This is a genomic window from Ciceribacter thiooxidans (assembly GCF_014126615.1).
GTDB lineage: Bacteria > Pseudomonadota > Alphaproteobacteria > Rhizobiales > Rhizobiaceae > Allorhizobium > Allorhizobium thiooxidans.
This window is the reverse complement of record NZ_CP059897.1, coordinates 571,120-597,645: the sequence shown is the minus strand read 5'-3', so window position 1 is coordinate 597,645 and position 26,526 is coordinate 571,120. Positions and strand designations below refer to the sequence as shown.

The window sequence follows — 26,526 nt, the reverse complement described above, 5'->3', positions numbered from 1 at the left end:
ACCTCACCAGACAGAATTCGGATAGGCTCGCTGCAGGAACTGCATGTCGGCGAGAATGTAGCCGAGATGCTCGGTGTGGATCCCGCGCTTGCCGCCCTTGTGCTGGTAGGTGCCTTCGGGGCGAACGAGCGTCGCCTCAGTGAGCACTTCCGCCACCGACTTGTCCCAGGCCGCCCTGAGCGCCGAAGGCAGCCGCGCGATGCCTGCTGCCGCCACCGCTTCGTCGGCGGTATCGTCGAGGAACATTTCGGCGGTGTAGGGCCAGAGGTCGTCAAGCGCCTTCTGCATCCGGCGATGGCTTTCCTCGGTCCCGTCGCCGAGACGGATGACGAGGTCGGCCGAACGCTCGAAGTGGTAGGAGACTTCCTTCAGTGCCTTGCCGGCGATGTCCGCCACACGCGGATCGCTCGAGGCAAGAAGTGCGCGCAGCATTTCGAGATGATAGGCGTCGAACAGGAACTGCCGCATCAGCGTCTTGCCGAAGTCGCCGTTCGGACGCTCGACGAGCAGGACGTTGCGGAAGGCGGCCGCATCGCGCAGATAGGCGAGATTGTCAGCCGTGCGGCCCTTGCCCTCGACCTCGCCCGCAAGCCCCAGCCAGAACTGGGTCTGACCGATCAGGTCGAGCGCGGTGTTGGCAAGCGCGATATCCTCTTCGAGCACGGGCGAATGGCCGCACCACTCGGACACGCGGTGACCGAGGATCAGCGTATTGTCGCCCATGCGCAGGAGCCATTCGAAAAATGCGGCCTGATCGACCGCCGGGGTCGCGGTCGCCATCACATGTGCCCCACGTCAGCCGGAATGTCGAAGAAGGTCGGGTGACGATAGACCTTGGAATTCGACGGTTCAAACAACGGGCCCTTTTCCGAGGGCGACGACGCGGTGATGTCGGCCGACTTCACCACCCAGATCGACACGCCTTCGTTGCGGCGGGTGTAGACGTCACGGGCGTTACGGATTGCCATTTCGGCGTCCGGAGCGTGCAGGCTGCCGACATGACGGTGATTGAGGCCATGCTGGCCGCGGATAAAGACTTCCCAAAGGGGCCATTCGCTGGACATTGGTTTCCTCCCAGGTTCAGGTGACGACGGAGGAGCGACCGCGCCGCTCCCGGTATGGAATCTTCAGGCAGCCGCGCGGCCGGCGCGGCGGGCTTCGTGCTTTTCGGCATGGGCCATGAGGCCATCTCGGAACCACGTACCTTCTTCCCAGGCGGTGACGCGGGCGCCGAGACGCTCGGCATTGCAGGGGCCATTGCCGGCGATGACGTTGAAGAACTCTTCCCAATCGGGTTCGGAGAAGTCGTGGCCACCCTTCTCCTCGTTCCAGCGAAGGTTCTCGTCCGGGATGGTCAGGCCGAGATACTTGGCCTGCGGCACCGTCTGGTCGACGAACTTCTGGCGCAGCTCGTCATTGGTGTTGATCTTGATCTTCCACTGCATCGACTGGGCGGAATGCACCGAGTCCTTATCGGAGGGACCAAACATCATCAGGGCCGGGTACCAGAAGCGATTGAGCGCATCCTGCGCCATCGCCTTCTGCTCTTCGGAGCCGAAGGCCATCTTCATCATGATGTCGTAGCCCTGGCGCTGGTGGAAGCTCTCTTCCTTGCAGATGCGGATCATCGCACGGCTGTAAGGGCCGTAGGAGGCCTTCTGCAGTTGCACCTGGTTCATGATTGCGGCGCCGTCGACCAGCCAGCCGACCGCGCCGATATCCGCCCAGTTGAGCGTCGGGTAGTTGAAGATCGACGAATATTTCATCTTGCCGGAGTGTAGCAGCGCCAGAAGCTCGTCGCGGCTGACGCCAAGCGTTTCGGCGGCGGAATAGAGGTAGAGACCGTGGCCGGCCTCGTCCTGCACCTTGGCGAGAAGGATCGCCTTGCGCTCGAGCGTGGGCGCGCGGGTGATCCAGTTGCCTTCCGGCAGCTGGCCGACGATTTCGGAATGCGCGTGCTGGCCGATCTGGCGGATCAGCGTCTTGCGGTAGCTCTCCGGCATCCATTCCTTGGGCTCGATCTTCTCGCCCCGGTCGATGCGATCCTGAAAGGCTCGCTCCTCTGCGGACATTTCGTTCAGCGACTTCACCCGGTCGCTGTCGGTCTTGACCATTTGCGCATACATGGCGGGCTCCTCCCCTGCTCAGATCCGTTCGATGATGATGGCGATGCCCTGACCGACCCCGATGCACATCGTGCACAGCGCATAGCGCCCGCCCGTGCGGTGGAGCTGGTACATGGCAGTGGTGACGAGGCGCGCGCCGGACATGCCGAGCGGGTGACCGAGCGCGATCGCGCCGCCGTTCGGATTGACATGGGCGGCATCGTCGGGAAGCCCGAGCTCGCGAAGTACCGCCAGCGCCTGGGCGGCGAAGGCCTCGTTGAGTTCGATCAGGTCCATCTGCGAAAGCGTGAGACCGGCGCGCTCCAGCACCTTGCGGACCGCCGGGACCGGGCCGACACCCATGATGCGCGGCTCGACGCCCGCAGCCGCCATCGCAACAACTCTTGCCCGGGGCACCAGACCCTGCTCTCTTGCCATTTCCTCCGAGGCGATCACGAGGGCGGCGGCGCCATCATTGACGCCCGAAGCGTTGCCGGCGGTGACGGTGAGATCGGGGCCGTTGACGCCCTTCAGCTTCGACAGTTGTTCGGCCGTGGTGCCGGGGCGCGGATGTTCGTCGACCGAGACGACCAGCGGCTCACCCTTCTTCCGCGGGATCGTGACGGGTACAATCTCTTCGGCGAAAACGCCTGCCGCCTGGGCGGCCGCCCAGCGCGCCTGACTGCGGGCGGCGAACGCATCCTGGTCCGCTCTGGTGATATTATATTGCTCGGCGACATTGTCCGCCGTCTCCGGCATGGAATGGGTGCCGAACTTCTTCTTCAGTTCCGGATTGGGAAAGCGCCAGCCGATCGTCGTATCGTAGACCGCATTGGATCGGGAGAAGGCCGTTTCAGCCTTCGGCATGACGAAGGGTGCACGCGTCATGCTCTCGACGCCACCGGCAATCACCAGATCGCAGTCGCCGCCGCGGATCGCGCGTGCGGCCATGCCGACGGCGTCCATGCCCGAGCCGCAGAGGCGATTGACGGTGGTTGCGGGCACGTTGATCGGCATGCCCGACAGGAGAACGGCCATGCGTGCGACATTACGGTTGTCTTCGCCCGCCTGGTTTGCGCAACCAAAAATGAGGTCATCGACACTGGACCAGTCGACACCGGGATTGCGCTCCATCAAGGCCACGAGCGGCAATGCAGCGAGATCATCTGCCCGGACGGACGCAAGTGCCCCGGCATAACGACCAATGGGCGTGCGCACCGCGTCACAGATAAAGGCTTGCTGCATGGTTCGCTCCTCCTCAAACACGCCTTCGATCGATGTCAATTCAAATTAACCAACCGACCGGTCAATCTATAACCTTTAAACATCACATTGAAAAGTCTTTTTATGGCTTTCATGTGATGTTTCGTCGCAAATCTGTGCTCGCCCGCGAGAAATCATTTCATATCAGGTTTTTAGCTCGCCTCTGTGAAAGGCCGCCTGCGATTTCCGGATTTGCCGATGCAAGCATCCGAGCAACCCCGCAAAGTCATTTTTGCCGGCGCCAGCAGCTTTGCCCTTCATCGTCTGGCTGCAGCGCTTCCCGATAAGTCTCGTCACACGGCTGCAACGGGATCCCGGTCTGCTCGCCGCGTATACAGGACCGGCGCCTTTGATTTCACCACGCTCGTCGACGTCGAGGAACATACTTGCGTTTCCCGCCCAAGTAGCTTAAATACTGAACTAGATGGTTCAGTATTTAAGCCCTCCCCTCGATCTTGCGTTTGCGGCGCTGTCCGATGCGACCCGCCGTGGGATCATCGATCAGCTTGGGCGAGGTGACGCGTCGATCACCAGTCTCGCGGATAGATTCCAGATGACGCTGACCGGCATGAAGAAGCATGTCCAGGTCCTCGAGCGAGCGGGGCTCGTTGTCACGCAGAAGGTCGGGCGGGTGAGAACCTGCAAGCTCGGGAAGCGTGGCCTCGAGGCGGAGGCCGAGTGGATCGAGGCGCATCGCAGGCTCTTTGAGGCCCGCTTCGAAGCACTCGACGAAATCATCAGCGAAATGAAACGGGAGGGAAGCGATGAACCAGCAAGTTGACAATGCAGGTGGTGCGCAGAACCGCATGTCGGTCGAGCGCAGAGGCGATCACGAACTCGTCATAACGCGGACATTCAATGCACCACCGAGCACGGTTTACAGAGCGTGGACCCAGCCCGACCTGTTCCAGCGCTGGTGGACGCCTAAATCTGTACCCGGCCTTTCACTCGCATCGTGCGACATGGACGTCCGCACCGGCGGCAAATATCGGCTGGAATTCGGCACCGGCGGTTCCGACACCATGGCCTTCTATGGCAAGTATCTCGAGGTCGTTCCGAACGAGCGTATCGTCTGGACCAATGACGAGGGCGAAGAGGGTGCGGTCACGACCGTGACCTTCGAGGACCAGGGCGGGAAGACGCTCCTGACTTTCCACGAAATCTATCCATCGAAAGAGGCGCTTGAGGAAGCATTGCAGGGCTCGGCGGTCGCATTGCCGGAACAGATGGAACAGCTAGACGACCTGCTTTCCAGCATGGGCGAGTAGCGCGGGTCCGACACCCCGCGAGGGTCGTCCTCCCGGCGTTCTCGTGATGATCGTTCCCGGGACCGTTGGACTGCTGCTTTCGAATTGGCACGCGCGACGGGGAGGTACACGCCCTCTGACGACACTTTTCGCCATAGTCTCCATCGTCTGCGCGGCGCTTTGGCAGCGCATCTTCGATCGGGTCTCAGCGTTCAAAAGTGCCGGATACTCAACCTATTCTGACAGCCTCATGTCCCAGCCTTCGGACGTGGTGGTGCTCGAAGCGAACATGACCAGCGTCCTTGTCGGCGGGGGATCGGCTTTCCCCTCTTGGCGGACGTGAAGCGCAACCGGCGGCAGCCGGCGCGGTGGACTCTCCCCACCAGACCGAACTGCTCAGAACGGCGATCCTGCTGGTTGTCGGCTTCTTCGTCACGCTGATCAACGAGCCCACTGCCGCTGGACTGGCCCGCTTCGGGGAGCAACAGTCGTCATCACCTCCTGCTCGGGATGTTCCGCCATACAGATGTCGCAAGCGGAAATTCCTGCGTTTCTTGAACCTGAAGAACCAGTCGTTGAACCTGGGTCATCCGCTGCGACAGAAAGATCCCTCGAAATAGCTTGCGAATCACATAAGTCCGTGCTTATGTATCCACATGACTGAGAATGACTTCTTCCGAGCTTTGGCAGATCCGACCCGCCGTGCGATCTTTGAGAAGTTGGCGGCAGGGAGTATGAACGCCAGCGCCTTGCGCGAGGGCATGGAGATTAGCCAGCCGGCGATGTCGCAACACCTCGCGGTTCTGCGCAGCGCAAGGCTTGTGAGGGAAGAGCGCCAGGGGCGTTTCGTGAACTACGAAGTCGATCCTGACGGGTTGGCTCTCATCGCCGGGTGGCTCGCAAAATACCGCGCCTATTGGCCAGAGCGTATCGCAGCACTCAACGTCTTGCTGAAGGACATGGATCAATGAACGAAGGGAAGACCAAGGAGCAGCAAAGCGGCATTACGATGGAGTTCGACTTGGGCGATCCGCCACAAAAGGTCTGGCGTGCCGTCACCATGCCCGAGCTTCGGGAAAGATGGTTGCCGAAGGAGGCATTGGCTGACCCCGATGCGATCGCCGTCACCCCCGGCCAGCAAGTTCGCTACAAGCTGCGTGACGATACCCCGCCTTTCCTGGAAAGCACCGTGACGTTCACGATCACCCCGAATGCCACTGGCGGCACTTGCCTTCGGGTCGTGCATGAACTGACGGACGCAAGACTCTGTGGACGGGCAAGAACGCCGGCGAACAGCAACAGCCCGCCCCTCATGCTCGCCGCCTGACACGGCGAGCCCCCGCTAAAATTCTGAACATCTGGAGATCGCAGATGCGCGAAGCGATGCAACTCGTCCCTATGGTCATAGAACAGTCCAGCCGTGGGGAGCGGTCCTTTGATATCTATTCCCGGCTTCTGCGCGAGCGGATCATCTTTCTCAACGGTGAGGTGAACGATGCCGTTTCGGCGCTCGTCTGCGCACAGCTGCTGTTTCTGGAAGCGGAAAACCCAAAAAAGCCCATCAACCTCTATATCAACTCGCCGGGCGGCGTCGTGACCAGCGGCCTGGCCATGTATGACACTATGCGCTTCATCCGTGCGCCGGTTCACACACTTTGCATGGGCACGGCCCGTTCAATGGGATCGTTCCTGCTGATGGCAGGCGAACCCGGCGAAAGATCTGCGTTGCCGAATGCCAGTATCCTCATTCACCAACCCTCCGGTGGCTTTCAAGGGCAGGCTTCCGACATGCTGATTCATGCCGAGGAAATTCTGAAGACCAAGCAACGCATGACGCGGCTCTACGCGGAGCATTGCGGGCGTTCCTACGAAGACTTTGAGCGCGGGATGGACCGCGACCGCTTCATGACGGCGGAGGAAGCGCTTGAATGGGGCCTCATCGACCGTATTCTGAAGGTTCGGAGAGACGGCGACGCTCTTTGATCTCTGTCGCCAAATCCCGAGCTTTGAATCAGTTGTGCGGCTGAGATATGCAACAGCCCGGCTCTCGACCCGGATGGAAGGCTCGCCTCCTTCCTGGCAGACCTTCCGGCCGAGGCGCTCAGAAAGCGGGGCCGGGAGCCTCGCTAGAAGCGCGCGCCGTACTGAGTGCCCACACGGATCACCTCCCCTGAATCGGCCGAGCAAATGTAAACGGTTCCCTGGAGCCGATTTTGATCGTAGGTCTGCTATTATTCCATGGGCCAAATCTCGACGACGCCGTGCGCCACAGCGCAGGGCACGCCGGAGACCTTTTGGATTGCGTCATCAAGGTCCGCAGCCTCGATCACTGCAAAACCCGCAACCGGAAGCTCCGAGGACATGAACGCTCCGGCGACCCTTTTCACGCCGCTCGCATTGGGATTTCGAACCTGCACGGGCTTGCCCGCGATACCCACCATGGCGCCTTCGGCGATCAGCTTCGCATCCTGTTCATGGGCTGCGGCTCTGATCTGTTCAGGTGTTCTGTCGTAGCCTGCCCGGTCACCATATCCGATAGTGAGAAATTTCGGCATCGTCGTTTCCTTTCCAATTATTGCGCTTTCAATCGCGATCCTCTGGGGCCCCGAGCGGGAAGAGATGGCGGTAGGGCCGAGCCTCATTGAGCGCCCGCGCATAGCTCGGACGGGCAAGCAGGCGTGAGCGGTAGGAGCGGACGTTTTCGAAGCGCTCGCCGAGCGGATGGCTCCAGTCCGCATAAAGCAGCGCAGGCGCTGCTGAGCAATCGGCCAGGCTGAAGGCGTCGCCGGCAATCCATTCGCGATCCCTCATCCGGTCATCGAGAATGGCGTAGGCGGTTTCGAGCGCTTCCTTCCACCGCGCGTCGCCGCCTTCCTGCCTGTTTTCCCGGCCAATCGCTTCGTAAACCATGCGCTGCTGCGGATACTGGATATAGTTGTCGAAGAAGCGGTCCCACATGCGCACCGTTTGCGCCGTTGCGGCATCGTTCGGGATGAGCGGCGCGGCCCCTGGTTCCAGCGCGTCGAGATACTCGATAATGCTGGTGGCCTCGAAGATGAAGTCTTCGCCGTGGCGAAGGACCGGAAACCGCTTGATCGGCCATAGCGCTGCGAATTCGCTCGCAACCGGTTCGCTGCCGTCGAGAAGTTTCGCTTCGAAAGCCAGATCCTTTTCATAAAAGGCCGTCTTGACTTTCTGCGAATAGGACGAGAACGGGTGCATATACATGACAAGAGACATTTCGAACCTCATTTCCTCAAGACGAGGTGTGTGGCCTTTTCCGTCGCTTCGTGTGCAGCGATGCGAAAGCCGAGCGACGGCAGGTCGATGCCGGCAAACATCGCCTCGCCCTTGCCCAGCACCACCGGGGCGATGGCGAAGTGCATCTCGTCGATCAGGCCGGCCTGAAGATATTGGCGCACCGTGCTGACGCCGCCGCCAATCTTGATATCCTTGCCTTTCGCTGCGGCTTTCGCCTGTTCAAGGGCGTCTTCAATTCCGCCCGTGACGAAATGAAAGGTGGTGCCGCCTTCCATGACGATCGGTGCGCGAGGATAGTGCGTCAGAATGAAGGTTGGCGCGTGATAAGGCGGGTTGTTCCCCCACCAGCCTTTCCATGACTCATCTGGCCAGTCGCCGCGAACGGGGCCGAACATGTTGCGCCCGAGGATAAAGGCGCCGAAGCCGGTGTTGCCGGCCGAGGCGTATTTTTCATCGACGCCGTCCGATCCGCCCTCCTCGCCGAACATCGCCCGGAATGTCCGCGTTGCGAAAAACCACTCATGCAGTTCGGTGCCCCGCTTGCCCAGCGGATCGTTCAGGCTCTGCTCAGGACCAGCACCGAACCCGTCGACCGAGAGGGAAAACGCAGCAACGCGCAATTTCGACATGATCTCCTCAATCCGGTTGCAAACCGCAACTGGTCTAGTCATCCCATAACCGATCTCATATTGCAACCAGTTTTCTGACAGGGGTACATGTATTGAAGATGTCGGGCTCGCCGTAAGGGTCCAGCATTTCCTCGATTGTTTTGATGCAGAATGTCACTTCTATCGTGATTGACAGCCGCCACGACCTGCCGGTTCCGCCTTCGCTTAATCGACAGCCATGGCTCCGACGCGCTTGCCCCGTCTCTCACGCAGGGCGGTGTCACAACGGTCCGGTCCGTTTCGTCTTGTTCCCATCTGCCGCGGTGTCTGCCCGGAAAAAAGGCGGCGAGAAGGTCGGCGGCGACCGCACGGACAAAGGAGACAGATCATGCGAGTCTTTGTTGCAGGCGCAACTGGCGCCGTCGGCAAGCCGCTCGTACGGCAGCTTATCGACCGGGCCAGCGCCCATTTCGAACAGTAGGACGCGGAGCCCGCCGACCGCCAAGAGCATCGCCGCCGCCGCTCCGAGCGTGGCGTCGGCGAGCCGCAGGGTCTTTGCGCTCGCCAAGGTGAGATCAAGGCGAATGCCGGCGAACTCGACGGCGAGCGCGGAAATGAGCAGAGCTGCCGCAACGTGGTGGAGAAAGGCAAAGAGCGTGGTCATCGGGTCACCGCGATGGATTTCTGCAATACCGCCTTGATCTCGGCCATGCCCGGACAATCGCCGACGAGGTGCAAAGCACGCCCGCCGGTGCTTTTGCAAAGCATCGCATTCGGAATTCAGTCCAACTCACCAGATGTTCGCCGCCGGTGATTTCGAGGACTGCGCCCGTGACATAGGGGGTCGTCATCAGAAATTCGGCGGCGTCGCCGTCACCAGCAGATGATCGAGCGTCGTGGTTCCATCGAGGAAGCCACGAACGGCTGCTTCGTCGGTCATGTCGAGCGCGGCACGTTCAATGCTGCCATGACCGAGCTGAACGATCCCGGAAACCGCGCGACGGCTGACGGCGAGCACCTGCGCGCCGTGGGCGGCCAACCTCACGGCAGCACCACGGCCCATGCCGCTCGTTCCGCCGACGATCACCACAACGCTGCCGGCAAGCGGATGCCGTTTTTCCAAATCCGTCGGCTGTTTCATTGCTCGAGCACCGTCAGATAGGGATTGTCGTTGATTAACAGGATGATGCATTCTCCAGCGGAGATGCAGGCGTCCTTGTGCGGCTCGTCGGCCGTCTGGGTCCAGTAGGACCCAACCGGAAGCGGTTCGCCCCGCGCCTCTCCGCCACCGGGAACCCAGTGCGACCACGTTCCCTTCACGACAATGGCGCGATAGTCCGCAGTATGGCTGTGCAACGGTGCTTCGAAGCCCGCCGGCACCTTGAGATAGGTACCTGCCGCCCCTTCCGACCGGACACCCCAAAGCGGCCCGAGCCTCTGAGGCTGATCGGGAGCTTCTTCGACGAAACGCACCGCTGGAAAGGGAACGATGACGTCGTCTTGCGCATATGACGGTTGCGCGAGACAGACGATGAGCGCGGCGAATTTCATCTGCACAGGCATCCGGATCCCTCGAGGGGTTCGCTCCTGCAGGCACCGGGCGGCCGCCCGGCCCGTCTGCCCGCCGCTTCGCCGACGTCCAACACCAAAGACATCCATGACATGGCCTCCCGTTCTGCCGGCGCTCCACCGTCCAGCCCATTGGAGCTGCTCCGATTGCCGCGCCATCCTCGGCACATAAGACGGAACAGAGGGAACCGCTGTGACAGGCCCGTCAAAAAATCTTCTACCCGCCTTCGCAGGAGATCGTGGTTACGGATGGCGTCCGAGATGCGCCGAAGGATTAGGCACCCTGAGCGATTGCGGCTATGATCCGTCAGGAGATCATGGGAGGCGGCCCTCGAGAGCCGGTGACTGATGGGTTTTGCGGATCACGTGAGGGAAATCGAGCGTGTCGGAAAGGGCAGCAATACGGGCCGCGACGCCATTGTCGTGGAATCCTGGCGGCGGTGCCTGGAAACCTACCAGCTCGATCCGGCGCAGGCGCGCGAGGCGGTCATCGTCTCGCAGACTCGGCTGCGCGAGCATCGCCAACAGGCGGAGGACTTGGTGCGCATCGCCCGCTCCGGCCTCGAACGGCTCTACCGCCAGGTCGCCCAGCAGAACTATGTTCTTCTCCTATCCGACCGGCAGGGCGTCACCGTGGAATTTCTTGGCGATCCCTCCTTCAACAACAACCTGCGCAAAGCGGGGCTCTATCTCGGCTCGGAATGGTCGGAGCCGCGTGCCGGCACCTGTGCAGTCGGGGCCTGCATCGCCACCGGCGAGGCGCTTACCATCCATCAGACAGACCATTTCGACATTACCCACACGCCACTCTCCTGCACCGCCGCACCGATCTACGATACCCAAGGGTCGCTGGCGGCCGTTCTCGACATTTCCCTCCTGAGTTCGCCTATCCTGAAGACAAGCCAGAACATGGCACGCCATCTCGTCTCGTCGACCGTGCGGCGCATCGAGCTTGCAAACCTCATGGCGAACAGTCGCCACGATTTGGTACTGCGCTTTGCCGGCGCGCCGGAATTCCTCGACGTCGACCCCGAAGCCGCGATCTCCGTCGACGGCGCGGGGCGCATCACCGGCATGACCCATGGCGGTGCCCGGCTTCTTGCCGCATCACGCGGGCTCGACTGGCGCATGCCCGAGCTTCTGATCGGGCAGCCGGTCACCGACTTCTTCTTGGCCGGGCTCGACGAGCTCTCCTCGCTAACTCGCGCCAGCCTGCCGCAGGACCGGCGGATCGCGGTGCGCGACGGATCGCTGCTCTTTGCCCATGCGATCGAGCCGCAGCAGCGCACGGCGAGCGTGCCGCTTGCCCGCTCGTCCGGCGGGCCCTTGGCGATCAGCCGGCTCGGCGGCAGCGTCCCGGCGATCGATAACCTCCGGCGCAAGGTGACCAAGCTCGCACCCAGCCGACTGCCGATCCTGCTGCAAGGCGAGACAGGCACAGGCAAGGAACATCTCGCCCGCATCGTTCACGAGGTGAGCGGCCTGTCCGGTCGCTTCGTGGCCGTCAACTGTGCCGCAATCCCGGAACAACTTATCGAGAGCGAACTCTTCGGCTATGCACCGGGCGCCTTTACCGGCGCGCTTGCCAAGGGCCGCAAGGGCCTGATTGAGGAAGCCGACGGCGGAACACTGTTCCTCGACGAGATCGGCGACATGCCCTATGCGGGTCAAAGCCGGTTGCTGCGGGTTTTGGCCGAAGGCGAAGTCCTGCCTGTGGGCGGTTCGGCACCCCGAAAGGTCGAATTCCGCGTCGTTTCTGCCTCGCACCGGTCACTAGCCGACATGGTCGCCGCCGGCACCTTCCGCGAAGACCTCTATTACCGTCTCAATGCGGCGGTACTATCATTGCCGCCACTGGCGGAGCGCGATGACCTGCCCTGGCTTCTCGATCGCCTTCTCGAAAAGCACGCGAAGGAGGGCCTGCCCCTTCGGATCTCGACCGCCGCGAGGCTGATGATCCTCAGCTATCGCTGGCCCGGCAATGTTCGCGAGCTGGACAATGCAATTGCCTTCGCCGCCGCCCTTTGCGACGAAGGCGTCATCGAAACCGCCGACCTGCCGGATCATGTGACACGCCTTTCCGGGAACGCGGCCGAAGACACGAATGACGCGGACGGGAAAGACGCCGCCGACCTGAGGGCAGTCCTTGCCGCCTGCAAAGGCAATGTATCCGAAGCTGCGCGGCGCCTCGGCATCGATCGCACGACGATGCATCGCCGCATGAGACGCCTGGGCATAGACCGGCCGCATTGAGGCGTTCACAACACCTGTTGTGCCACAGCTGTGGCGGCGCACCCGCTGCCCGCCATGAAAAGCTCTATAATTTCAGGCCGAACTGAAAAGGCCTCTCCCTGGCACGGGCATTGCTCCCCTTCTGGCATCGCAAGCAGCCAAGGGAGGAAACATGCGCGCGCTCCGATTTCATGCAGCCAAGGATTTGCGGCTTGAGGACGTTGCCGAGCCGAAACGGCCGGGCCCGGGCCAGGTTCTCGTCCGCAACCGCTTCGTCGGCATCTGCGGAACGGATCTACACGAATATAGCTATGGCCCGATCTTCATTCCGACCGAGCCTCATCCTTACACGGGCGCCCACGGCCCCCAAGTTCTCGGCCACGAATTCGGCGGTGTCGTCGAAGCCGTTGGGGAAGGCGTGACCTCGGTCAAGGTTGGCGACCGCGTGTCGATCCAGCCGCTCGTCATGCCGAGAAAGGGCGACTATTTCGCCGATCGCGGCCTTTTCCATCTCAGCACGCAGCTCGCCCTCGTAGGTCTGAGCTGGGATGGCGGCGGCATGGCGGAAGCAGCCCTCGTCAACGAATACAATGTCCAGAAAATCCCTGACGAGATGACGGATGAGGAAGCGGCACTTGTCGAGCCGACTGCGGTTGCGGTCTATGCCTGCGACCGCGGCGGCGTGACGGCCGGCAACAGCGTTCTCGTCACCGGCGCGGGCCCGATCGGTATGCTGACGCTTCTGGCCGCACGGGCAGCTGGTGCCGCTCAGCTCTTCGTCTCCGACCTCAACGACGCCCGGCTCGAACTGGCGAAAAGCGTCGTGCCGGATGTCATCACGATCAACCCGAAGCGCGACAATGTCGGCGATGTCGTCCGTTCGCTGACGGAAGGCAATGTCGGCTGCGACGTCGCCATCGAATGCGTGGGCAACGAGCATGCGCTGAAGGCCTGCGTCGATGCCGCACGCAAGCAGGGCGTCGTGGTGCAGACCGGTCTGCATCCGCATGAGAACCCGATCGACTGGTTCCAGGTCACCTTCCGCGATCTCGAGATCAAGGGCTCCTGGGCCTATCCGACGCATTACTGGCCGCGCGTCATCCGCCTGATCGCCTCGGGCCTTCTGCCGGCCACCAAGATCGTCACCAAGCGCATCACGCTCGACACCGCCGTGAAGGAAGGTTTCGACATCCTGCTCGATCCGGCCGGCACGCAGCTGAAAATCCTGATCGATCTTTCGAAATAGGCCTTCGCCGCCATCGCCTGCACCGGGAGAGGAGCCCGGCAGGAGGGAACGGCCAAGGCTTTCCGGAGCGCCCGTCGCGGGCGTCCCAAGACCACCACCAAGCATTTACGGAGGAGAAATCCATGCTTGATATCAGCCCCGGAACCAAAATCGACACGATCCTTGCCAAGCTTGGCGACGCGCTCGCCAGCGGCGACATCGACGCCGCCGTCAATCTGTTTCAGGCCGAATGCTACTGGCGCGACCTCGTGACCTTAACCTGGAACCTGAAGACCATGGAAGGTCACGAGCAGGTGCGCGACATGCTGAAAAGCCAGCTTGCCGCGACCAAACCGTCCAACTTCACGCAGGACACGAAGGAGGCCGCTTCCGAAGCCGGTGGCGTCACAGACGGCTGGTTCGAATTCGAAACCGGCGTCGCGCGCGGCCACGGCCATATCCGCCTGAAGGACGGGCTGATCTGGACGCTGCTCACCACCATGACGGAACTGAAGGGATACGAGGAGCCGAAGGGCTTCCGCCGGCCCATGGGAGCCGAACACGGCCACGATCGCAACCGCAGGACCTGGAAGGAAAAGCGCGAGACGGAGGCCGCCGAACTCGGTTACTCGACCCAGCCCTATGTCGTCATCATCGGCGGCGGCCAGGGCGGTATCGCGCTCGGCGCGCGACTGCGCCAGCTCGGCGTTCCGACCATCATCATCGAGAAGAACGAAAGGCCCGGCGACAGCTGGCGCAAGCGCTACAAGTCGCTCTGCCTGCACGATCCCGTCTGGTACGACCACCTGCCCTACATTCCCTTCCCGGAAAACTGGCCCGTTTTCACACCGAAGGACAAGGTGGGCGACTGGCTGGAAATGTACACCAAGGTCATGGAGCTGAATTATTGGGGCTCCACGACCTGCAAGTCGGCGCAGTTTGACGAGACGACCGGTGAATGGACCGTCGTGGTCGACCGCGCCGGCCAGGACGTGGTACTCAAGCCGAAGCAGCTGGTGCTGGCGACCGGCATGTCCGGCAAGGCCAATGTCCCCAAAATCCCCGGTCAGGACATCTTCAAGGGCGAGCAGCAGCATTCGTCGCAGCATCCGGGTCCGGACGCCTATGCCGGCAGACAAGTCGTCGTCATCGGCTCCAACAACTCGGCGCACGATATATGCGCGGCGCTGTGGGAAGCCGGTGCGGATGTGACGATGGTGCAGCGTTCGTCGACCCACATCGTGAAATCGGACTCACTGATGGAAATAGGGCTGGGCGATCTCTATTCGGAGCGCGCTGTCCAAGGCGGCATGACAACAAGAAAGGCTGACCTCATCTTCGCCTCTCTGCCCTACCGGATCATGCATGAGTTCCAGATCCCGATCTACAACCAGATCCGGAAAAAGGATGCGGAGTTCTACAAGGCACTCGAAAAGGCCGGCTTCATGCTGGATTTCGGCGACGACGACTCTGGACTCTTCATGAAATACCTGCGGCGCGGGTCGGGCTACTACATCGATGTCGGGGCCTGCGATCTCGTCATCGACGGGTCGATCAAGCTGAAGTCGGGTTCGGACGTGTCGCACCTCACCGAAAATGCTGTCGTGCTGAAGGACGGCACGGAGCTTCCCGCCGATCTCGTGGTCTACGCCACCGGCTACGGATCGATGAACGGCTGGGCGGCCGATCTCATCTCGCGCGAGGTGGCCGACAAGGTCGGCAAATGCTGGGGCCTCGGCTCCAATACGACCAAGGACCCCGGTCCCTGGGAAGGCGAGCAGCGCAACATGTGGAAGCCGACGCAGCAGGAAGCGCTGTGGTTCCACGGCGGCAACCTGCACCAGTCGCGCCACTATTCGCAATATCTCTCGCTTCAGCTCAAGGCCCGTCAGGTCGGCATCGATACGCCTGTCTACGGGATGACGAAGCCGCATCACCTGTCCTAGGGCTCAGACGGCGCCGGCCACGCCGGCGCCCTCAATGGGTGTCGGCGGAGTGTGCGGTCCGTCTGGCAATAATCCTCGATGTCGTTATGACCTTCGGTCATCTGCGGCCGTACCCATTCCGAGAGGCAACAGGTTGCCAAACTGAGGCCCGGATGCTCCATCCGCAACGGGAGGAACTCGCCTGTCAGACCGGAGCGAGCGCGATCCGCTCAAGGATGAGGTCGAGCAGTGCGCGAAGGCGCGGCAGGCGTTTCAGGTCCCTGTGATAGCCGATCCAGGTCTCGCGCGATGGCGGGTCCACGCCGAGATCCACCATGCGGATTCCCGGCGTGGCCTTCGCGAGCGGCCGTGGCAGCACGGCAAAACCGGCCCCCAGCGCGCAGAGCCGCGCCTGCACCTCGCGATTGTTGCTGCGGCAGACCACCTTGGCCTTCGGCAGCGCCTGCGTCACCCAGCTCACATCAGGCATGCCGCCAAAGGCCGTGTCCATCAGGATCAGCGGACACCCCTCGCCATCGCCAAGGGTCGGTGTTGCATGGCCCGGCGCGGCATAGAGCCCGTAGGAAATGGTCACCAGCTTGCGGGCAATCACCTCCGGCTCGTCAAACGGCGCGATACGCATGACGAGATCGGCCTCACGACGCGACAGGCTGTAGAGACGCGGATCGGTCAGCAGTTCCACCGTCACGTTGGGATGGAGCCTGCTGAACTCCGCCAGCACCGGGCTCAGCACGGTCGTGCCGAACCAGTCGGAACAGGAGAGGCGCAAAAGCCCGTCGAGGCCTTTGACGCTGCCCGCAAGCTCACGCTGTATCGCATGGGCCTCCTCCTCCATGCGCAGGGCATGAGCATAGAGCGCCTGTCCCTCGTCGGTCAGGACGAAGCCGTCGCTCGTGCGCTGGAAAAGGTTTGCGCCCGCCGCACGTTCAAGCGCGCGCAGGCGCCGCCCCATGGTCGGCTGGGTCTGCTTCAGGCGTCGGGCGGCAGCCCCCAATGTGCCTTCCCGGGCGATGGCGAGAAAGATCGGTAGGTCGCTCCATTCGAGGTCGTGCAAGGGGCCTCCAAACAAATTTGCATGAACGTCGTGCAATACTTATGATCGGCATGCATTTTTATTTAGCGCATATTCGCCTCGGCAACAAGGAGATCGCTATGACCCGCAACACACAAACCATGAAAGCCGCCCTCGTCGAAACCAATGATGGCGCGTTCCGCCTTGCCGAGGTCGCCCGTCCCGCGCCAAACCTCGGCGAGGTTCTCGTTCGCATCCATGCCAGCGGCGTCAATCCGCTCGATACCAAGATCCGGGCCGGCGCCGCAGCTCACGCCCGGCATCCGCTGCCAGCCGTTCTGGGCATAGACCTGGCCGGCGTGGTCGAGGCGGTGGCACCCGATGTCACGGCCTTTCATCCCGGCGACGCTGTTTACGGCATGACCGGCGGTGTCGGCGGCATCCAGGGGACACTGGCGGAATACGCATCGGTCGATGCCAGACTTCTTGCGTTGAAGCCCGCCAACCTGACCATGCGCGAGGCGGCAGCACTGCCGCTCGTCACCATTACCGCATGGGAAGGGCTCATCGACCGGGCGCACGTCAAACCCGGCCAGACCCTGCTCGTCCAGGGCGGCGGTGGCGGCGTCGGCCATGTCGCCGTCCAGATTGGCGTCGCGCTGGGCGCCAAGGTGTTCGCCACCGACAGCGTGCACAAGGCCGACTTCATCCGCTCCATGGGGGCGACGCCCATCGACTATGCGACGGAAAAGCTCGAGGATTATGTGGCGCGTCACACGGGCGGCGAAGGCTTCGACCTCGTCTACGATACCGGCGGCGGCGCAGTCCTCGACGCCTCGTTCCAGGCCGTCAAGCGCTTCGGCCATGTCGTCAGCTGCCTTGGCTGGGGCACGCATGCATTGGCGCCGCTTTCCTTCAAGGCCGGCACCTATTCCGGCGTCTTCACCCTGGCGCCGCTCCTCAACGGCATCGGCCGTGAACGTTATGGTGATATTCTGCGGGAAGCCGCGGCGCTGGTCGAGGCCGGCAAGCTCGTTCCGCGGCTCGATCCTCGAACCTTCGGGATCGATGCGGTCACGGAGGCCCATGCGGCTCTCGCCGATCGCAGCGCCGCCGGCAAGATCGTCGTCTCCATCGCAGACCCAGCCTGATACGGCAGAAGGTAAGGGAGACGGCCGGCCCGCACGAAATTTGGCGCCGGCTCTCCCGTCACCTATTCGAGATCTGCATCGATGCGGACAAACAGCCCGTCGGCATTCGCCTTGGTGACGAGTACACCGGTCTCTTGGCCGAAATCGCCTGTGAAATCCACGCGGAGACGGGCTCTGCTATCGCCGAGATCGTCGATCGACAGAAAGCGCGTCACCGTGTGATAGCCCTTGAAGTATCGCTCGACATAATCGCCAATCCCGGCATGGCCTTCGAAACTGCGTCCCGTCGAGGGATCATCGATCACTGCATCGGAGGTGAACAACGCCTGAACACCTGGCGTGTCGAAGGCATTCAGCGCAGCAATCAGCGCATTGGCTGCCTTGCGCAAGGCGTCGGTTGTCGTTGATGTCATGGCAATTTCCCTTTTCCCAGAGCTCTTTCAGGAATCAGACGATGTATCCGCCTGACACTTCGATGTTCTGCGCATTGATCCAGCGATTGTCGTCGCCCAGCAGGCTGGCGATCATTGCGCCGACATCGTCAGGCTCGCCGATGCGGCCGAGCGCCGTCTGCCCGGCCAGCAGGGCCTCGAACTCTTCGTTCAGGCCGCCGCCCAAATCCGTGCGGATCGCGCCGGGAGCGATCGAATTGGCGCGGATGCGTCGATCCCCGAACTCCTTGGCCATGTAGCGAGACAGCACCTCCAGGCCGCCCTTGAAGGCGGCGTAGGGAGCAACCCCGGATGTAGCCACGCGCGTCGTTGCGCTGCCGATGTTGACGATATGGCCGCCATCCGCCATCAGCGGCAGAAGGATCTGGGTGAGGAAGAAGGGTCCCTTCAGATGCACGCGATAAAGCGCATCGAACTCATCCTCGGTGACGGAGACGATCGGATTGAACTGCCCGAAACCCGCATTGTTAACGAGGAAGTCGAAGCGGTCCGTATTCCAGACTCTTTCAAGCTGACGAGCGACGTCGTCGCGAAATGCGGGAAAGGATGCATTGTCCGCAACATCGAGCTTTACGGCCGTCGCTCGACCGCCCTGTTGCCGAATGCGCTCGACAACCTTTTCAGCCGCTCCAGGATTGGCGTTGAATGTCAGCACGACACCCATTCCGCGCTCGGCGCATGCGAGCGCCGCGCTCGCTCCGATTCCACGACTTCCACCGGTGATGATGACGATAGGCATAGCTGCTCCGTTGATCTGATGGGCGTCCGATAGCACTGACGACGCAAGGCGCGCATTCACGATCCTCGTCGAAACTTGCCTATTCCTGCTTGATCGTTGCGTATTCCAGGTCCCTCTGAGAGGATGAGCTGCATGGAAAACAGGCTTCTTGAACTGCGGCGACTGGCGTCGCGGGCGGAAAATCGGCGCACGGAGACCGGCATTCCCCGCGTCGCGATGGTCAAGGGCGAAATCCCCGAGCACCGGCTGGCCACGGTCTATGAACCGATGATCAACCTGGTCCTTGCCGGGTCGAAGACGATGACGATTGGTGATCGCACTTTGCGTTACGATCCGGCGACCTATTTCGTCATGTCCGTCGATCTGCCGGCGGTGGGCACGGTCAGCGCTTCGGATGATGGCGATCCATATCTTGCGGTCAGCCTGTCGCTGGAGCCGGCAATCCTCGCGGCACTCTTGGCCGACTTGCCCAAACATGGCAGGCTCCATGCCGCCAACACTGGCTTCTCGGTTGCGCCAGTTTCAGACGATCTGCTGGACGCGTGGGTTCGCATGATGCGTCTGACCGAGCGACCGGAGGAGATTGCGCTGTTTGCGCCGCTCTATGAGCGCGAAATCCTGCTCCGTGTGCTGCAAGGGCCTCTCGGGTCTATGCTGCGCGACATCGCCACGCCGGAAACCCCGTTCGCAGGAATCGATCTCGCGATCCGCTGGATAAGGGAGAATTTCGCGCGGCCATTGCGAGTTGAAACACTAGCCGACATGGCGGCGCTGAGCGTCTCCGCCTTCCATCGTCACTTCAAAGCCGTGACTGCGTTCAGCCCGCTACAGTATCACAAGCATGTCCGCCTGCTGCATGCGCGTTCCCTGCTGATTTCAGGCGAAGGCAACGCCACGACCATCGCCTTCAGGGTCGGCTATGAGAGCCCCAACCAGTTCAGCCGTGAGTATGCGCGCCAGTTCGGGCGTCCGCCCTCCTTGGATGCCAGGGTATTGCGTGGCTAAAGGTGGCGCTTTCGTAACCTCGATTTCCAAGGGTCATAGCATTCGTGCGGCCTGCCAGATGACGTTCCAACTCACCGGTATCCCTTGATCGTCGAGCAGGACCGGGAGACTTGGCCGTTGCAACTGTTGCCGACGGATATGTTGGTGATGCCTACAACGGCAACCCGTATAACTGGACTGCTAAACGGGTCATGCGATTTGCATCAACAGAGGCTGTACACCACCTTGAATTCAAGCTGGCGCCCTTGTCTATTTTTTGTCTTGGTGGGATCAGAACCGACGGCCCGCTACGTGCTTCGCGTGCGCAGCCGCCGGCAAGCTCGGCGGATCAAGCAGTTGGTCCCTTCCGATCCCCGACAAGGAGCCGGGAAGCAACAGTCCGCTCCTTTCGGTTCGACAATGGAAGCGGACATACGATTTCTAAGTCTCAACGGCCGCCACGAATTCCAGACTATTACTGTGACGCATTGGAAGCCGGAGACATTTTCACCGGCTTCCTGACTAGACGCCGTTGTCGTGCAGCTTACATCTGATGCCCAAGCATCATCCCTGACGATGCCAAGGCCATCCACACTGCCATGGCGATCATCATCAAGTTCTCGGTCAGGGAGATGAACCCGAGGGGCACGTTGCTCGAGCCACCAACGCAGGCGCATTTTAGTTCACGCTTGTCGATGTAGACCGCCTTGAAGACCGAGATGGTACCGACGCTGCCGATGAACAGCGCAACCGGGATCGAGAGCCAGTTCGCGATACCGGCCACCATCAGAACGCCCGCCAGCCCTTCGGCATAGGGATAGATGTAGCTGTAGGGGACCCAGCGCTTGGCGAGCAAGTCGTAGTTCAAGAACATCGTGGCAAAGGACTCGACATTTTGCAGCTTGAGCATGGCCAGGACTACCATCGAGAAGGCGATGAACCACTCCAAGGCCCGGACGGTAAATGGCGTGCCCAAGACGGCGTAGCTGCCCCCCATGGCCATCAGTGCAGTCATCGCAAACAGCACGATGACGGGGCGGTAAGTGGTTGCCTTCGGGTCAGCCACGGGCTTTCCAAAGTAACGCCGCAGATCATCATAGCCGCCGACGCGGGCACCGTCGATGAACACTTGAGGTGTCGTCTTAACGCCGTGCTCTTCCTTGAACGCGTCCGTTTGCGCTCGGGTTGTCAGGTGGCGGTCATCTACCTCGTATCCTGACCGTTTGAGCAGATCTTTGGCCTTCAGGCCATAGGGGCAGGTATGCTCCGCAGTGACCATCCGGTAGAGGACGGCTCTCGTTGCTGTGGTCGGGGGGGTCACTCTATCCAACATTTCACGTCTCCTTCAGCTTGTGAAACAGTTGGCAAGACCATACGTTCCGTACCATGGTACGGAGTCAAGCCCCATGGATATGACAATCGGGAAATTTGCAGCCGCAGGCGGAGTAGGCGTCGAAACCGTCAGGTTCTACCAACGTAAGGGTCTCCTCAAGACACCCAAGCGCCTCGAAGGCGGCAGGCGATATGGCAGCGAGGATTTAAGGCAACTTCAGTTCATCCGGCAGGCCCAGACTGCGGGCTTCACGCTGGAGGAGATACGAGAGCTCCTCGAACTCGATGCTGGTGACGACAGGGCGCGGGTGCGTGAGGCCGCAACGATCCGGCTTGCCGCCCTTAATGCCCGGATTTTGGAACTCAACCGTACCCGTGAGGCACTCGAGCGCCTGGTGGCAGAATGCTCATCCGGAAAAAGCGGCCCCTGCCCTATCCTCAAGTCCTTCGGACTATAAACGCCTTCCATTCGCTAGCCTGAGCGTCCATGCGCAACGCCTATAGTGATCTCGCAGCCAACAGGGTGATTCCAGAATTCAATAATTGGCAAGGAGTTGCGGCGCGGCCTCAAGTCTTAGTCGTGGCTGTACGCCGAGAAGCGACGCCGTCCGTGCAATGATCGCTTTCGCCATCGGGCGGCGGTCGATGCTGCAGCTCTCCCCTCATGTTCACCGGTCTGGTATTCACCTCCCTGCGCGAATGAACGATGAAGCTGACCGGCGTACTGATCGCCGGATCCCGCATCAGCCGGTCGGCTGCCTTGTTCCAGTAGGCGGCAAAGACGCGCGGCAGAACCCGAGATCATGATCGAGTTTGCACAAAGTCGAGCTTAGATGTCCGTGTCACGGGCCAAGGACTGAAGCCGGGCGATGACTTCATCCGTTCGGGTCGGCAGAGAACCATCACGCCCTTCGAAATGCGTTCCGATGTACTCATCCGCCAACGGCGAGATTTTCCGGTAGAGTCCACTGAAGAGCCGACGCGCCGCGATGCCGGGCCAATCTGCGGGTAGCGCATTGCTTGGCAGACGCGGATCGCGCAGGAGCACCGCACGGTAGGCCTGAACCAGCAAGAGCCGCGCACTGACCGCATCGGCGGGACGCGGGACCTCGCCTTCGTGCAAAGCCGCCGCCAGCGGCGAAAAGAGGTCGATGACCGCCCTGTAGGCGTCCGCAAAGGATTGCAGGTCCCACAGCGTCGCTACGTAGCCGGAAAGGAGGGCCGCCTCCTTCACCACCTCGGCGCGGAAGGCAAGCCCGGGAACGGGCACGTTCTCCGGACGGTCGGGACGCAAATAAAGGTCCGGCCCCATCCGTCCGAGCCCGGCGCGACGGACGGTCTCGTCATCGACACCGGGGGCGTGGTGGATCAAGAAGCCACACGCAGAAGACTGTGGTCCGTAAAGCAGCCTCGCTGCCGCGGCGAATTCGGTTCTGGCACCCGGTGCCAGGCCATAATAGGACCGACGCCCGTGGCGCTCGCCCACCAATTGGCCGGCGGCGACCAGACGTGAAACTGCGGTCCGCACCAAAGTTTCGCTGATACCGAGGCCCGCACAGATCTCCACCAGCGTGCCCATCCACAGCACACCGCCGCGCGGCACGACAATGTCACCGTAAATCGTGACGATCATCGCCGGAGCCCGTACAGCAAGACCCGCCTGAATGTCCGAAAGCGTATCGGTTACCCGCATCACCGAGGAATTCCACCTCCCAATGTCGGCTTCGGCTTTGTTGGAATTCCCGCCTCGGCCCAAGCTCCGGCCGCATCGGTAGGCATGTCGTCCGTGAATGTCAAATCTCCCCCTGTCGGCACGCGAAGGGGCCGCACGAAGGGCGAAACCGGTCAGGCTTCTTTGGTCAGGCCGCCTTGCCCGGCGCGCTGGCTCGGGGCCGCTCGGACATGGCGCGAAGCTCACGGTGGTACCGGTCGATCGCAGCAGCCTTCACATGACCGAAACCGCGGATCATGTCGGCAAGGCCGGCGATCCCGATGGCATCCCGGTGAGCCGACCGGGAGAGCCCGGGCAACAGGCTTTCCACCAGATCCCTGTACTCGCAGACCAGCCGACGTTCCTCGCGTCGCTCCCGCGTGAATCCGAAGGGGTCCCACACCGTTCCGCGCAAGGGCCGCATGAGGCGCAACAGCCTCAGCACGGGCAAAGCAATCCGCCCTGGGATCGCGATCTTGCGCGGCTTCCCGTCCGCCGTTCGGATGAACGATAGGAGTGGCGGAGCCATGTGAAACCGGACCTTCGCACCGGCTGCAAATCTGCCCCCGAAGCCGGCAAGCATCGGGCTTTCCAGATGCAGCCTCGCGACCTCGTATTCGTCCTTGTAGGCCATCAGGCGAGAAAGATTGCCGGCGACGGTGCGGGCAAGTTCGTCCGACCCGAGCGGCGCCTCCGCCCGGCGAACCTTCTCGACGAAGGCCGCAAAATCGGCGGCATAGGCGTCACCCTGGTACTCGGTGAGAAATGCGGAGCGCGAAGAAACGAGTTCGTCGAGGCTCTCCGCCTTCGGGTCCGAACCACGCTGTTGCGCCTCGAAGACCTCCGGTCTCTCGGCACCCAGACGACCGAGCCTGAAGGCATCGAGATTGGCACTCACGGACCGGCCGTTGAGTTCGATCGCGCGCTCCACGGCTTCCAGGGAGACAGCCAATAGCCCCTTCTGCCAGGCATGGCCCGCCAACAGCATATTGGCGTAAACGCTGTCGCCGAAGAGCGTCACCGCGAGCTCACTTGCGTTCACCTCGTGAAGCGCGCGGGATCGTCCTCGCAAGGTCTTCAGACGCTGGTCCTCCTCGAACTCCGAAATGCCGCGGGTCACGAAGTCTCCCGTCGGCGCGACGTTCGTGTTGACGACAGCACGCGTGCCGTCTGCAGAGAGCGCGGCAAAGACCTCGGGCATGGTGGCGACGACCATGTCGCATGCAATCAAGGCGTCGGCGTCACCCTGTTCGATCCTGGCGGGGCGGCTTTGCGTTCGCTTGCCGGTTATCTTCAGATGGCTGATGACCGCACCGCCCTTCTGTGCAAAGCCCATGAAATCGAGAACCGTGCTGCCCTTGCCCTCCACGTGCGCGGCCATCGCCAGCACCGCGCCGATCGTCACGACCCCGGTGCCGCCAATTCCTGCAACCAGGATCTCGCCGGTTTCGGGAACGGCCGGAATGGGCAGATGCGCGGCACGCGCCAGCAATGCCTTCCGGCGCTCGCCGTCTCCGGTATTCTGCAGTTCCACGCCGGAAACGGTCACGAAGCTGGGGCAAAAGCCATCGGCACAGGAGAAATCCTTGTTGCAGGAGGACTGGTCGATCTGCCGTTTGACACCCCAGGCGGTCTTGAGCGGTACGATCGAGACGCAGTTCGCTTTGGCGGAACAATCGCCGCATCCCTCGCACACCGCTTCGTTGATGAAGACACGCTTGGGCGGATCGGCGATCACCTTGCGCTTTCTCTTGCGGCGCTTCTCGGCCGCACAGCCCTGGTCATAGATGAGGGCGGTGACGCCCTCGATCAGTTGCAGTTCGTTCTGGATGACCATCAGGTCATCACGCGGGTTGAGGGTAACCCCCGACATGCCCCTGATGGTCGTCCCGAAGCGGGTGGGATTTTCAGACACGACGGCGATGCGGCGAACGCCCTCGGCGCGCAGCTGCATGACGATGTCGTCGACGCACAAGCTCCCGTCGATCGGCTGGCCACCGGTCATTGCCACCGCGTCGTTGTAGAGGATCTTGTAGGTGATGTTGACGTCAGCGGCGACCGCTGCGCGGACCGCCAGAAGGCCGGAATGAAAGTAGGTTCCGTCTCCGAGATTCTGAAACATATGCTTTCGGCCGGTATAGGGACTCCGGCCGATCCAGTTCACGCCTTCGCCGCCCATCTGGACGAGGCCCGTGGTGTTGCGCGGCATCCAGTTTGCCATGAAATGGCAACCGATCCCCGCAAAAGCCTCCGCTCCTTGCGGGACCTTGGTCGAACGGTTGTGAGGACAGCCGGAACAGAAGAACGGTGTCCGCTTGCCGACGAGAAATTCCGGCAGCTGCACCACCGCCAATCCCGTTCCCGTGCCCCTGGAGGTCCGAACATCGGGTCCGAAGGCCTTCATCACCGCCTCTGCGACCAGGGCGGGACGCAATTCCCCTGTCTCCGGAAGCAGGGCGCCGCCAGACGCGTCCCGTTTTCCCATCATTTCCGGTAGTTTCTGTCGTCCGAACAGAAGGCCTCGCAGCTGGGTCTCCACGAGATCGCGCTTTTCCTCCACGACCAGGACCTTCCTGGCCTTTACCAGGAAGGCAGAGAAGCCCGAAGGCTCTATCGGCCAAACCAGCCCGACCTTATAGACGCCAAGGCTGAGACGGATGGCGTCGCCCTCGGATATGCCGAGCCTTGCGAGCGCGTCGGTAACATCGAGGAAGGCCTTGCCGGCTGCGATGATCGCGAGCTCCGGCTCCCGAGCGCCAAATGCGTGCCGGTCGATCGGGTTGGCCTTGGCGAAGGCGCGGAAAGCGTCCAGCCGCGCGAGCATGCGCCCCTCCATGACCGGGCCGAAACATTTCGATGGATCATAGCCAAGTCCACCGGGCGGAAACCGGTAGTCCGTCGGCACATTGAAGGAGACGTCACGATCCACCGTCACCGTCGCGCCGCTTTCCAGTATCTCGGAAATGGTCTTCATGCCCACCCAGGCGCCCGAGAAACGCGACGCCGCGAGACCGAACAGGCCGAATGGAATGTAGTCGCCAACCATAGCCGGATGAATGACCGGCATCATGAAGCTCGCAAGTGCATGGTCCGATTGATGCGGCATGCTGGAAGAGACGCATCCGTGGTCATCACCGAGAAGTGCCAAAACACCGCCCTTTTCGGATGCTCCGAAGGCATTCCCGTGTTTCAGCGCATCACCTGCCCTGTCGACGCCCGGGCCCTTGCCGTACCAAATGCCGAAGACGCCGTCCCTGGTCCTCTGGGGATCGCTGGAAACTTCCTGCGTGCCGAAGAGAGCGGTCGCGGCGAGATCTTCGTTCACGGCGGGTTTGAACGTGACCCCCGCTTCCGCCAACCTCTTACGGGCAGATATCAGCGCACTGTCGTACGCGGCCAAAGGCGAACCACGATAACCAGTGATGAAGCCCGCTGTGTTGAGCCCGGCCGCCCTGTCGAGACGCGCCTGCTCGAGCGGCAAGCGGACAAGTGCCTGTGTTCCGGTCAGGAAGACGTCCAGCCCATCAAGGCAATCTTCCAGCCGGTAGTCCCTGTCGATCGTCCTCATTGGCGGCGGCGGATCGGCAACGTTCATGGGCTCCTCCTCCATTTGTGAAGAGCCTAAGACTTGCGGTTTGACAAATCCGACCAGAATTGCATAGCTTTTCGGTGAATATGAAACATCCATT

The 26,526-nt window shown here is 61.9% G+C and carries 29 protein-coding genes and 1 pseudogene; 12 read left to right on the top strand and 18 right to left on the bottom strand.

Annotated features, from left to right (window positions below):
• Positions 1–3 precede the first annotated feature (3 nt).
• The 5 genes from paaC to H4I97_RS20760 form a co-directional block, all read right to left on the bottom strand.
• Complete coding sequence (gene paaC / locus H4I97_RS20780) at positions 4–780, bottom strand: 1,2-phenylacetyl-CoA epoxidase subunit PaaC (protein WP_182308903.1); 777 nt, start codon at positions 778–780, stop codon at positions 4–6.
• Positions 780–1,064 (bottom strand): 1,2-phenylacetyl-CoA epoxidase subunit PaaB, encoded by a 285-nt coding sequence (paaB, locus tag H4I97_RS20775; protein ID WP_182308902.1) that lies wholly within the window; start codon positions 1,062–1,064, stop codon positions 780–782. The genes paaC and paaB overlap by 1 nt, the downstream gene beginning before the upstream one ends.
• Positions 1,065–1,127: 63 nt before the next feature.
• The gene (paaA, locus tag H4I97_RS20770) at positions 1,128–2,126 is read right to left on the bottom strand and encodes a 1,2-phenylacetyl-CoA epoxidase subunit PaaA (RefSeq protein ID WP_182308901.1); all 999 of its coding nucleotides are present in this window, start codon (positions 2,124–2,126) and stop codon (positions 1,128–1,130) included.
• Positions 2,127–2,144: 18 nt separating this feature from the next.
• A complete protein-coding gene (gene pcaF, locus H4I97_RS20765; protein WP_182308900.1) occupies positions 2,145–3,350 on the bottom strand; it encodes a 3-oxoadipyl-CoA thiolase in 1,206 nt (401 codons plus the stop codon).
• A gap of 162 nt (positions 3,351–3,512) precedes the next feature.
• Positions 3,513–3,752 carry a hypothetical protein gene (locus H4I97_RS20760; protein WP_182308899.1) on the bottom strand — a complete coding sequence of 80 codons (240 nt, stop codon included), beginning with the start codon at positions 3,750–3,752 and terminating at the stop codon, positions 3,513–3,515.
• Between the two features lie 40 nt (positions 3,753–3,792).
• On the opposite strand from H4I97_RS20760, the gene H4I97_RS20755 reads away from it, so the two are divergent.
• The 6 genes from H4I97_RS20755 to H4I97_RS20725 all read left to right on the top strand — a co-directional run bounded on the left by H4I97_RS20755 (position 3,793) and on the right by H4I97_RS20725 (position 6,598).
• Positions 3,793–4,149 (top strand): ArsR/SmtB family transcription factor, encoded by a 357-nt coding sequence (locus tag H4I97_RS20755; protein WP_182308898.1) that lies wholly within the window; start codon positions 3,793–3,795, stop codon positions 4,147–4,149.
• Complete coding sequence (locus H4I97_RS20750) at positions 4,133–4,636, top strand: SRPBCC family protein (protein WP_182308897.1); 504 nt, start codon at positions 4,133–4,135, stop codon at positions 4,634–4,636. The genes H4I97_RS20755 and H4I97_RS20750 overlap by 17 nt, the downstream gene beginning before the upstream one ends.
• 281 nt (positions 4,637–4,917) lie before the next feature.
• Positions 4,918–5,235, top strand: a complete 318-nt coding sequence (locus H4I97_RS20740; protein ID WP_182309070.1) for a hypothetical protein — start codon at positions 4,918–4,920, stop codon at positions 5,233–5,235.
• Positions 5,236–5,271: 36 nt separating this feature from the next.
• The gene (locus H4I97_RS20735) at positions 5,272–5,586 is read left to right on the top strand and encodes an ArsR/SmtB family transcription factor (RefSeq protein WP_182308895.1); all 315 of its coding nucleotides are present in this window, start codon (positions 5,272–5,274) and stop codon (positions 5,584–5,586) included.
• Positions 5,583–5,942, top strand: coding sequence for an SRPBCC family protein (locus H4I97_RS20730; RefSeq protein WP_182308894.1), 360 nt, complete (start codon positions 5,583–5,585; stop codon positions 5,940–5,942). Before H4I97_RS20735 ends, H4I97_RS20730 begins: the two co-directional genes overlap by 4 nt.
• A 44-nt stretch (positions 5,943–5,986) precedes the next feature.
• Positions 5,987–6,598 carry an ATP-dependent Clp protease proteolytic subunit gene (locus tag H4I97_RS20725; protein WP_182308893.1) on the top strand — a complete coding sequence of 204 codons (612 nt, stop codon included), beginning with the start codon at positions 5,987–5,989 and terminating at the stop codon, positions 6,596–6,598.
• A 248-nt stretch (positions 6,599–6,846) separates the two neighbouring features.
• Here H4I97_RS20725 and H4I97_RS20720 read toward each other — a convergent pair whose 3' ends face one another.
• From H4I97_RS20720 to H4I97_RS20695, 6 genes are all read right to left on the bottom strand, one after another.
• Positions 6,847–7,170 (bottom strand): YciI family protein, encoded by a 324-nt coding sequence (locus H4I97_RS20720; protein ID WP_182308892.1) that lies wholly within the window; start codon positions 7,168–7,170, stop codon positions 6,847–6,849.
• A gap of 28 nt (positions 7,171–7,198) precedes the next feature.
• The gene (locus H4I97_RS20715) at positions 7,199–7,855 is read right to left on the bottom strand and encodes a glutathione S-transferase family protein (protein ID WP_182308891.1); all 657 of its coding nucleotides are present in this window, start codon (positions 7,853–7,855) and stop codon (positions 7,199–7,201) included.
• A gap of 8 nt (positions 7,856–7,863) precedes the next feature.
• On the bottom strand, positions 7,864–8,505 hold the full coding sequence (locus H4I97_RS20710; RefSeq protein ID WP_182308890.1) for a dihydrofolate reductase family protein: 642 nt from the start codon (positions 8,503–8,505) through the stop codon (positions 7,864–7,866).
• A 259-nt stretch (positions 8,506–8,764) separates the two neighbouring features.
• Positions 8,765–9,148 (bottom strand): DUF2214 family protein, encoded by a 384-nt coding sequence (locus H4I97_RS20705; protein ID WP_182308889.1) that lies wholly within the window; start codon positions 9,146–9,148, stop codon positions 8,765–8,767.
• A 186-nt stretch (positions 9,149–9,334) separates the two neighbouring features.
• The gene (locus tag H4I97_RS20700) at positions 9,335–9,625 is read right to left on the bottom strand and encodes an SDR family NAD(P)-dependent oxidoreductase (RefSeq protein WP_182308888.1); all 291 of its coding nucleotides are present in this window, start codon (positions 9,623–9,625) and stop codon (positions 9,335–9,337) included.
• The gene (locus tag H4I97_RS20695; protein WP_244658890.1) at positions 9,622–10,035 is read right to left on the bottom strand and encodes a DUF4437 domain-containing protein; all 414 of its coding nucleotides are present in this window, start codon (positions 10,033–10,035) and stop codon (positions 9,622–9,624) included. The genes H4I97_RS20700 and H4I97_RS20695 overlap by 4 nt, the downstream gene beginning before the upstream one ends.
• A 366-nt stretch (positions 10,036–10,401) precedes the next feature.
• Between H4I97_RS20695 and H4I97_RS20690 the strand changes: the two genes are divergently transcribed.
• The 3 genes from H4I97_RS20690 (at position 10,402) to H4I97_RS20680 (ending at position 15,456) form a co-directional block, all read left to right on the top strand.
• The gene (locus tag H4I97_RS20690) at positions 10,402–12,306 is read left to right on the top strand and encodes a sigma-54-dependent Fis family transcriptional regulator (RefSeq protein WP_182308886.1); all 1,905 of its coding nucleotides are present in this window, start codon (positions 10,402–10,404) and stop codon (positions 12,304–12,306) included.
• A gap of 151 nt (positions 12,307–12,457) precedes the next feature.
• Entirely contained in the window at positions 12,458–13,531 is a 1,074-nt protein-coding gene (locus tag H4I97_RS20685) for a 2,3-butanediol dehydrogenase (protein ID WP_182308885.1), read from the top strand.
• A gap of 122 nt (positions 13,532–13,653) precedes the next feature.
• Complete coding sequence (locus H4I97_RS20680) at positions 13,654–15,456, top strand: NAD(P)/FAD-dependent oxidoreductase (RefSeq protein WP_182308884.1); 1,803 nt, start codon at positions 13,654–13,656, stop codon at positions 15,454–15,456.
• Positions 15,457–15,640: 184 nt separating this feature from the next.
• Here the strand turns inward: H4I97_RS20680 and H4I97_RS20675 are convergent, their stop codons facing one another.
• The gene (locus H4I97_RS20675; RefSeq protein ID WP_182308883.1) at positions 15,641–16,510 is read right to left on the bottom strand and encodes a LysR family transcriptional regulator; all 870 of its coding nucleotides are present in this window, start codon (positions 16,508–16,510) and stop codon (positions 15,641–15,643) included.
• A 98-nt stretch (positions 16,511–16,608) separates the two neighbouring features.
• On the opposite strand from H4I97_RS20675, the gene H4I97_RS20670 reads away from it, so the two are divergent.
• Positions 16,609–17,619 carry a zinc-dependent alcohol dehydrogenase family protein gene (locus H4I97_RS20670; protein WP_182308882.1) on the top strand — a complete coding sequence of 337 codons (1,011 nt, stop codon included), beginning with the start codon at positions 16,609–16,611 and terminating at the stop codon, positions 17,617–17,619.
• 62 nt (positions 17,620–17,681) lie between these two features.
• On the opposite strand, the gene H4I97_RS20665 is transcribed toward H4I97_RS20670, so the two are convergent.
• Positions 17,682–18,032, bottom strand: a complete 351-nt coding sequence (locus H4I97_RS20665; protein WP_182308881.1) for a nuclear transport factor 2 family protein — start codon at positions 18,030–18,032, stop codon at positions 17,682–17,684.
• A gap of 34 nt (positions 18,033–18,066) precedes the next feature.
• Positions 18,067–18,810 (bottom strand): SDR family NAD(P)-dependent oxidoreductase, encoded by a 744-nt coding sequence (locus H4I97_RS20660; RefSeq protein WP_182308880.1) that lies wholly within the window; start codon positions 18,808–18,810, stop codon positions 18,067–18,069.
• 132 nt (positions 18,811–18,942) lie between these two features.
• On the opposite strand from H4I97_RS20660, the gene H4I97_RS20655 reads away from it, so the two are divergent.
• A complete protein-coding gene (locus tag H4I97_RS20655) occupies positions 18,943–19,815 on the top strand; it encodes an AraC family transcriptional regulator (RefSeq protein ID WP_182308879.1) in 873 nt (290 codons plus the stop codon).
• A 523-nt stretch (positions 19,816–20,338) separates the two neighbouring features.
• Here H4I97_RS20655 and H4I97_RS20650 read toward each other — a convergent pair.
• The gene (locus tag H4I97_RS20650; RefSeq protein ID WP_182308878.1) at positions 20,339–21,127 is read right to left on the bottom strand and encodes a MauE/DoxX family redox-associated membrane protein; all 789 of its coding nucleotides are present in this window, start codon (positions 21,125–21,127) and stop codon (positions 20,339–20,341) included.
• 73 nt (positions 21,128–21,200) lie between these two features.
• Between H4I97_RS20650 and H4I97_RS20645 the strand changes: the two genes are divergently transcribed.
• Positions 21,201–21,584, top strand: a complete 384-nt coding sequence (locus tag H4I97_RS20645) for a MerR family transcriptional regulator (RefSeq protein WP_182308877.1) — start codon at positions 21,201–21,203, stop codon at positions 21,582–21,584.
• A 220-nt stretch (positions 21,585–21,804) separates the two neighbouring features.
• On the opposite strand, the pseudogene H4I97_RS24630 reads toward H4I97_RS20645, so the two are convergent.
• The 3 genes and pseudogenes from H4I97_RS24630 to H4I97_RS20635 all read right to left on the bottom strand — a co-directional run.
• Positions 21,805–21,906, bottom strand: a pseudogene (locus tag H4I97_RS24630) (nucleotidyltransferase); the annotation flags it as partial.
• Positions 21,907–21,955: 49 nt separating this feature from the next.
• A complete protein-coding gene (locus tag H4I97_RS20640) occupies positions 21,956–22,819 on the bottom strand; it encodes a PaaX family transcriptional regulator C-terminal domain-containing protein (protein ID WP_182308876.1) in 864 nt (287 codons plus the stop codon).
• A 166-nt stretch (positions 22,820–22,985) separates the two neighbouring features.
• On the bottom strand, positions 22,986–26,432 hold the full coding sequence (locus tag H4I97_RS20635; RefSeq protein WP_182308875.1) for an indolepyruvate ferredoxin oxidoreductase family protein: 3,447 nt from the start codon (positions 26,430–26,432) through the stop codon (positions 22,986–22,988).
• Positions 26,433–26,526: the final 94 nt, after the last annotated feature.

Coding starts and splice junctions, on each gene's coding strand:
- H4I97_RS20750 (WP_182308897.1), top strand. CDS start 4,133: ATGAACCAGCAAGTTGACAATGCAGGTGGTGCGCAGAACCGCATGTCG.
- pcaF (WP_182308900.1), bottom strand. CDS start 3,350: ATGCAGCAAGCCTTTATCTGTGACGCGGTGCGCACGCCCATTGGTCGT.
- H4I97_RS20690 (WP_182308886.1), top strand. CDS start 10,402: ATGGGTTTTGCGGATCACGTGAGGGAAATCGAGCGTGTCGGAAAGGGC.
- H4I97_RS20715 (WP_182308891.1), bottom strand. CDS start 7,855: ATGTCTCTTGTCATGTATATGCACCCGTTCTCGTCCTATTCGCAGAAA.
- H4I97_RS20735 (WP_182308895.1), top strand. CDS start 5,272: ATGACTGAGAATGACTTCTTCCGAGCTTTGGCAGATCCGACCCGCCGT.
- H4I97_RS20635 (WP_182308875.1), bottom strand. CDS start 26,432: ATGAACGTTGCCGATCCGCCGCCGCCAATGAGGACGATCGACAGGGAC.
- H4I97_RS20640 (WP_182308876.1), bottom strand. CDS start 22,819: ATGCGGGTAACCGATACGCTTTCGGACATTCAGGCGGGTCTTGCTGTA.
- H4I97_RS20730 (WP_182308894.1), top strand. CDS start 5,583: ATGAACGAAGGGAAGACCAAGGAGCAGCAAAGCGGCATTACGATGGAG.
- H4I97_RS20725 (WP_182308893.1), top strand. CDS start 5,987: ATGCGCGAAGCGATGCAACTCGTCCCTATGGTCATAGAACAGTCCAGC.
- paaA (WP_182308901.1), bottom strand. CDS start 2,126: ATGTATGCGCAAATGGTCAAGACCGACAGCGACCGGGTGAAGTCGCTG.
- H4I97_RS20650 (WP_182308878.1), bottom strand. CDS start 21,127: ATGTTGGATAGAGTGACCCCCCCGACCACAGCAACGAGAGCCGTCCTC.
- H4I97_RS20695 (WP_244658890.1), bottom strand. CDS start 10,035: ATGAAATTCGCCGCGCTCATCGTCTGTCTCGCGCAACCGTCATATGCG.
- H4I97_RS20680 (WP_182308884.1), top strand. CDS start 13,654: ATGCTTGATATCAGCCCCGGAACCAAAATCGACACGATCCTTGCCAAG.
- H4I97_RS20685 (WP_182308885.1), top strand. CDS start 12,458: ATGCGCGCGCTCCGATTTCATGCAGCCAAGGATTTGCGGCTTGAGGAC.
- H4I97_RS20655 (WP_182308879.1), top strand. CDS start 18,943: ATGGAAAACAGGCTTCTTGAACTGCGGCGACTGGCGTCGCGGGCGGAA.
- H4I97_RS20760 (WP_182308899.1), bottom strand. CDS start 3,752: ATGTTCCTCGACGTCGACGAGCGTGGTGAAATCAAAGGCGCCGGTCCT.
- H4I97_RS20710 (WP_182308890.1), bottom strand. CDS start 8,505: ATGTCGAAATTGCGCGTTGCTGCGTTTTCCCTCTCGGTCGACGGGTTC.
- paaB (WP_182308902.1), bottom strand. CDS start 1,064: ATGTCCAGCGAATGGCCCCTTTGGGAAGTCTTTATCCGCGGCCAGCAT.
- H4I97_RS20660 (WP_182308880.1), bottom strand. CDS start 18,810: ATGCCTATCGTCATCATCACCGGTGGAAGTCGTGGAATCGGAGCGAGC.
- H4I97_RS20700 (WP_182308888.1), bottom strand. CDS start 9,625: ATGAAACAGCCGACGGATTTGGAAAAACGGCATCCGCTTGCCGGCAGC.
- H4I97_RS20720 (WP_182308892.1), bottom strand. CDS start 7,170: ATGCCGAAATTTCTCACTATCGGATATGGTGACCGGGCAGGCTACGAC.
- H4I97_RS20665 (WP_182308881.1), bottom strand. CDS start 18,032: ATGACATCAACGACAACCGACGCCTTGCGCAAGGCAGCCAATGCGCTG.
- H4I97_RS20645 (WP_182308877.1), top strand. CDS start 21,201: ATGGATATGACAATCGGGAAATTTGCAGCCGCAGGCGGAGTAGGCGTC.
- H4I97_RS20670 (WP_182308882.1), top strand. CDS start 16,609: ATGACCCGCAACACACAAACCATGAAAGCCGCCCTCGTCGAAACCAAT.
- H4I97_RS20755 (WP_182308898.1), top strand. CDS start 3,793: ATGGTTCAGTATTTAAGCCCTCCCCTCGATCTTGCGTTTGCGGCGCTG.
- paaC (WP_182308903.1), bottom strand. CDS start 780: ATGGCGACCGCGACCCCGGCGGTCGATCAGGCCGCATTTTTCGAATGG.
- H4I97_RS20705 (WP_182308889.1), bottom strand. CDS start 9,148: ATGACCACGCTCTTTGCCTTTCTCCACCACGTTGCGGCAGCTCTGCTC.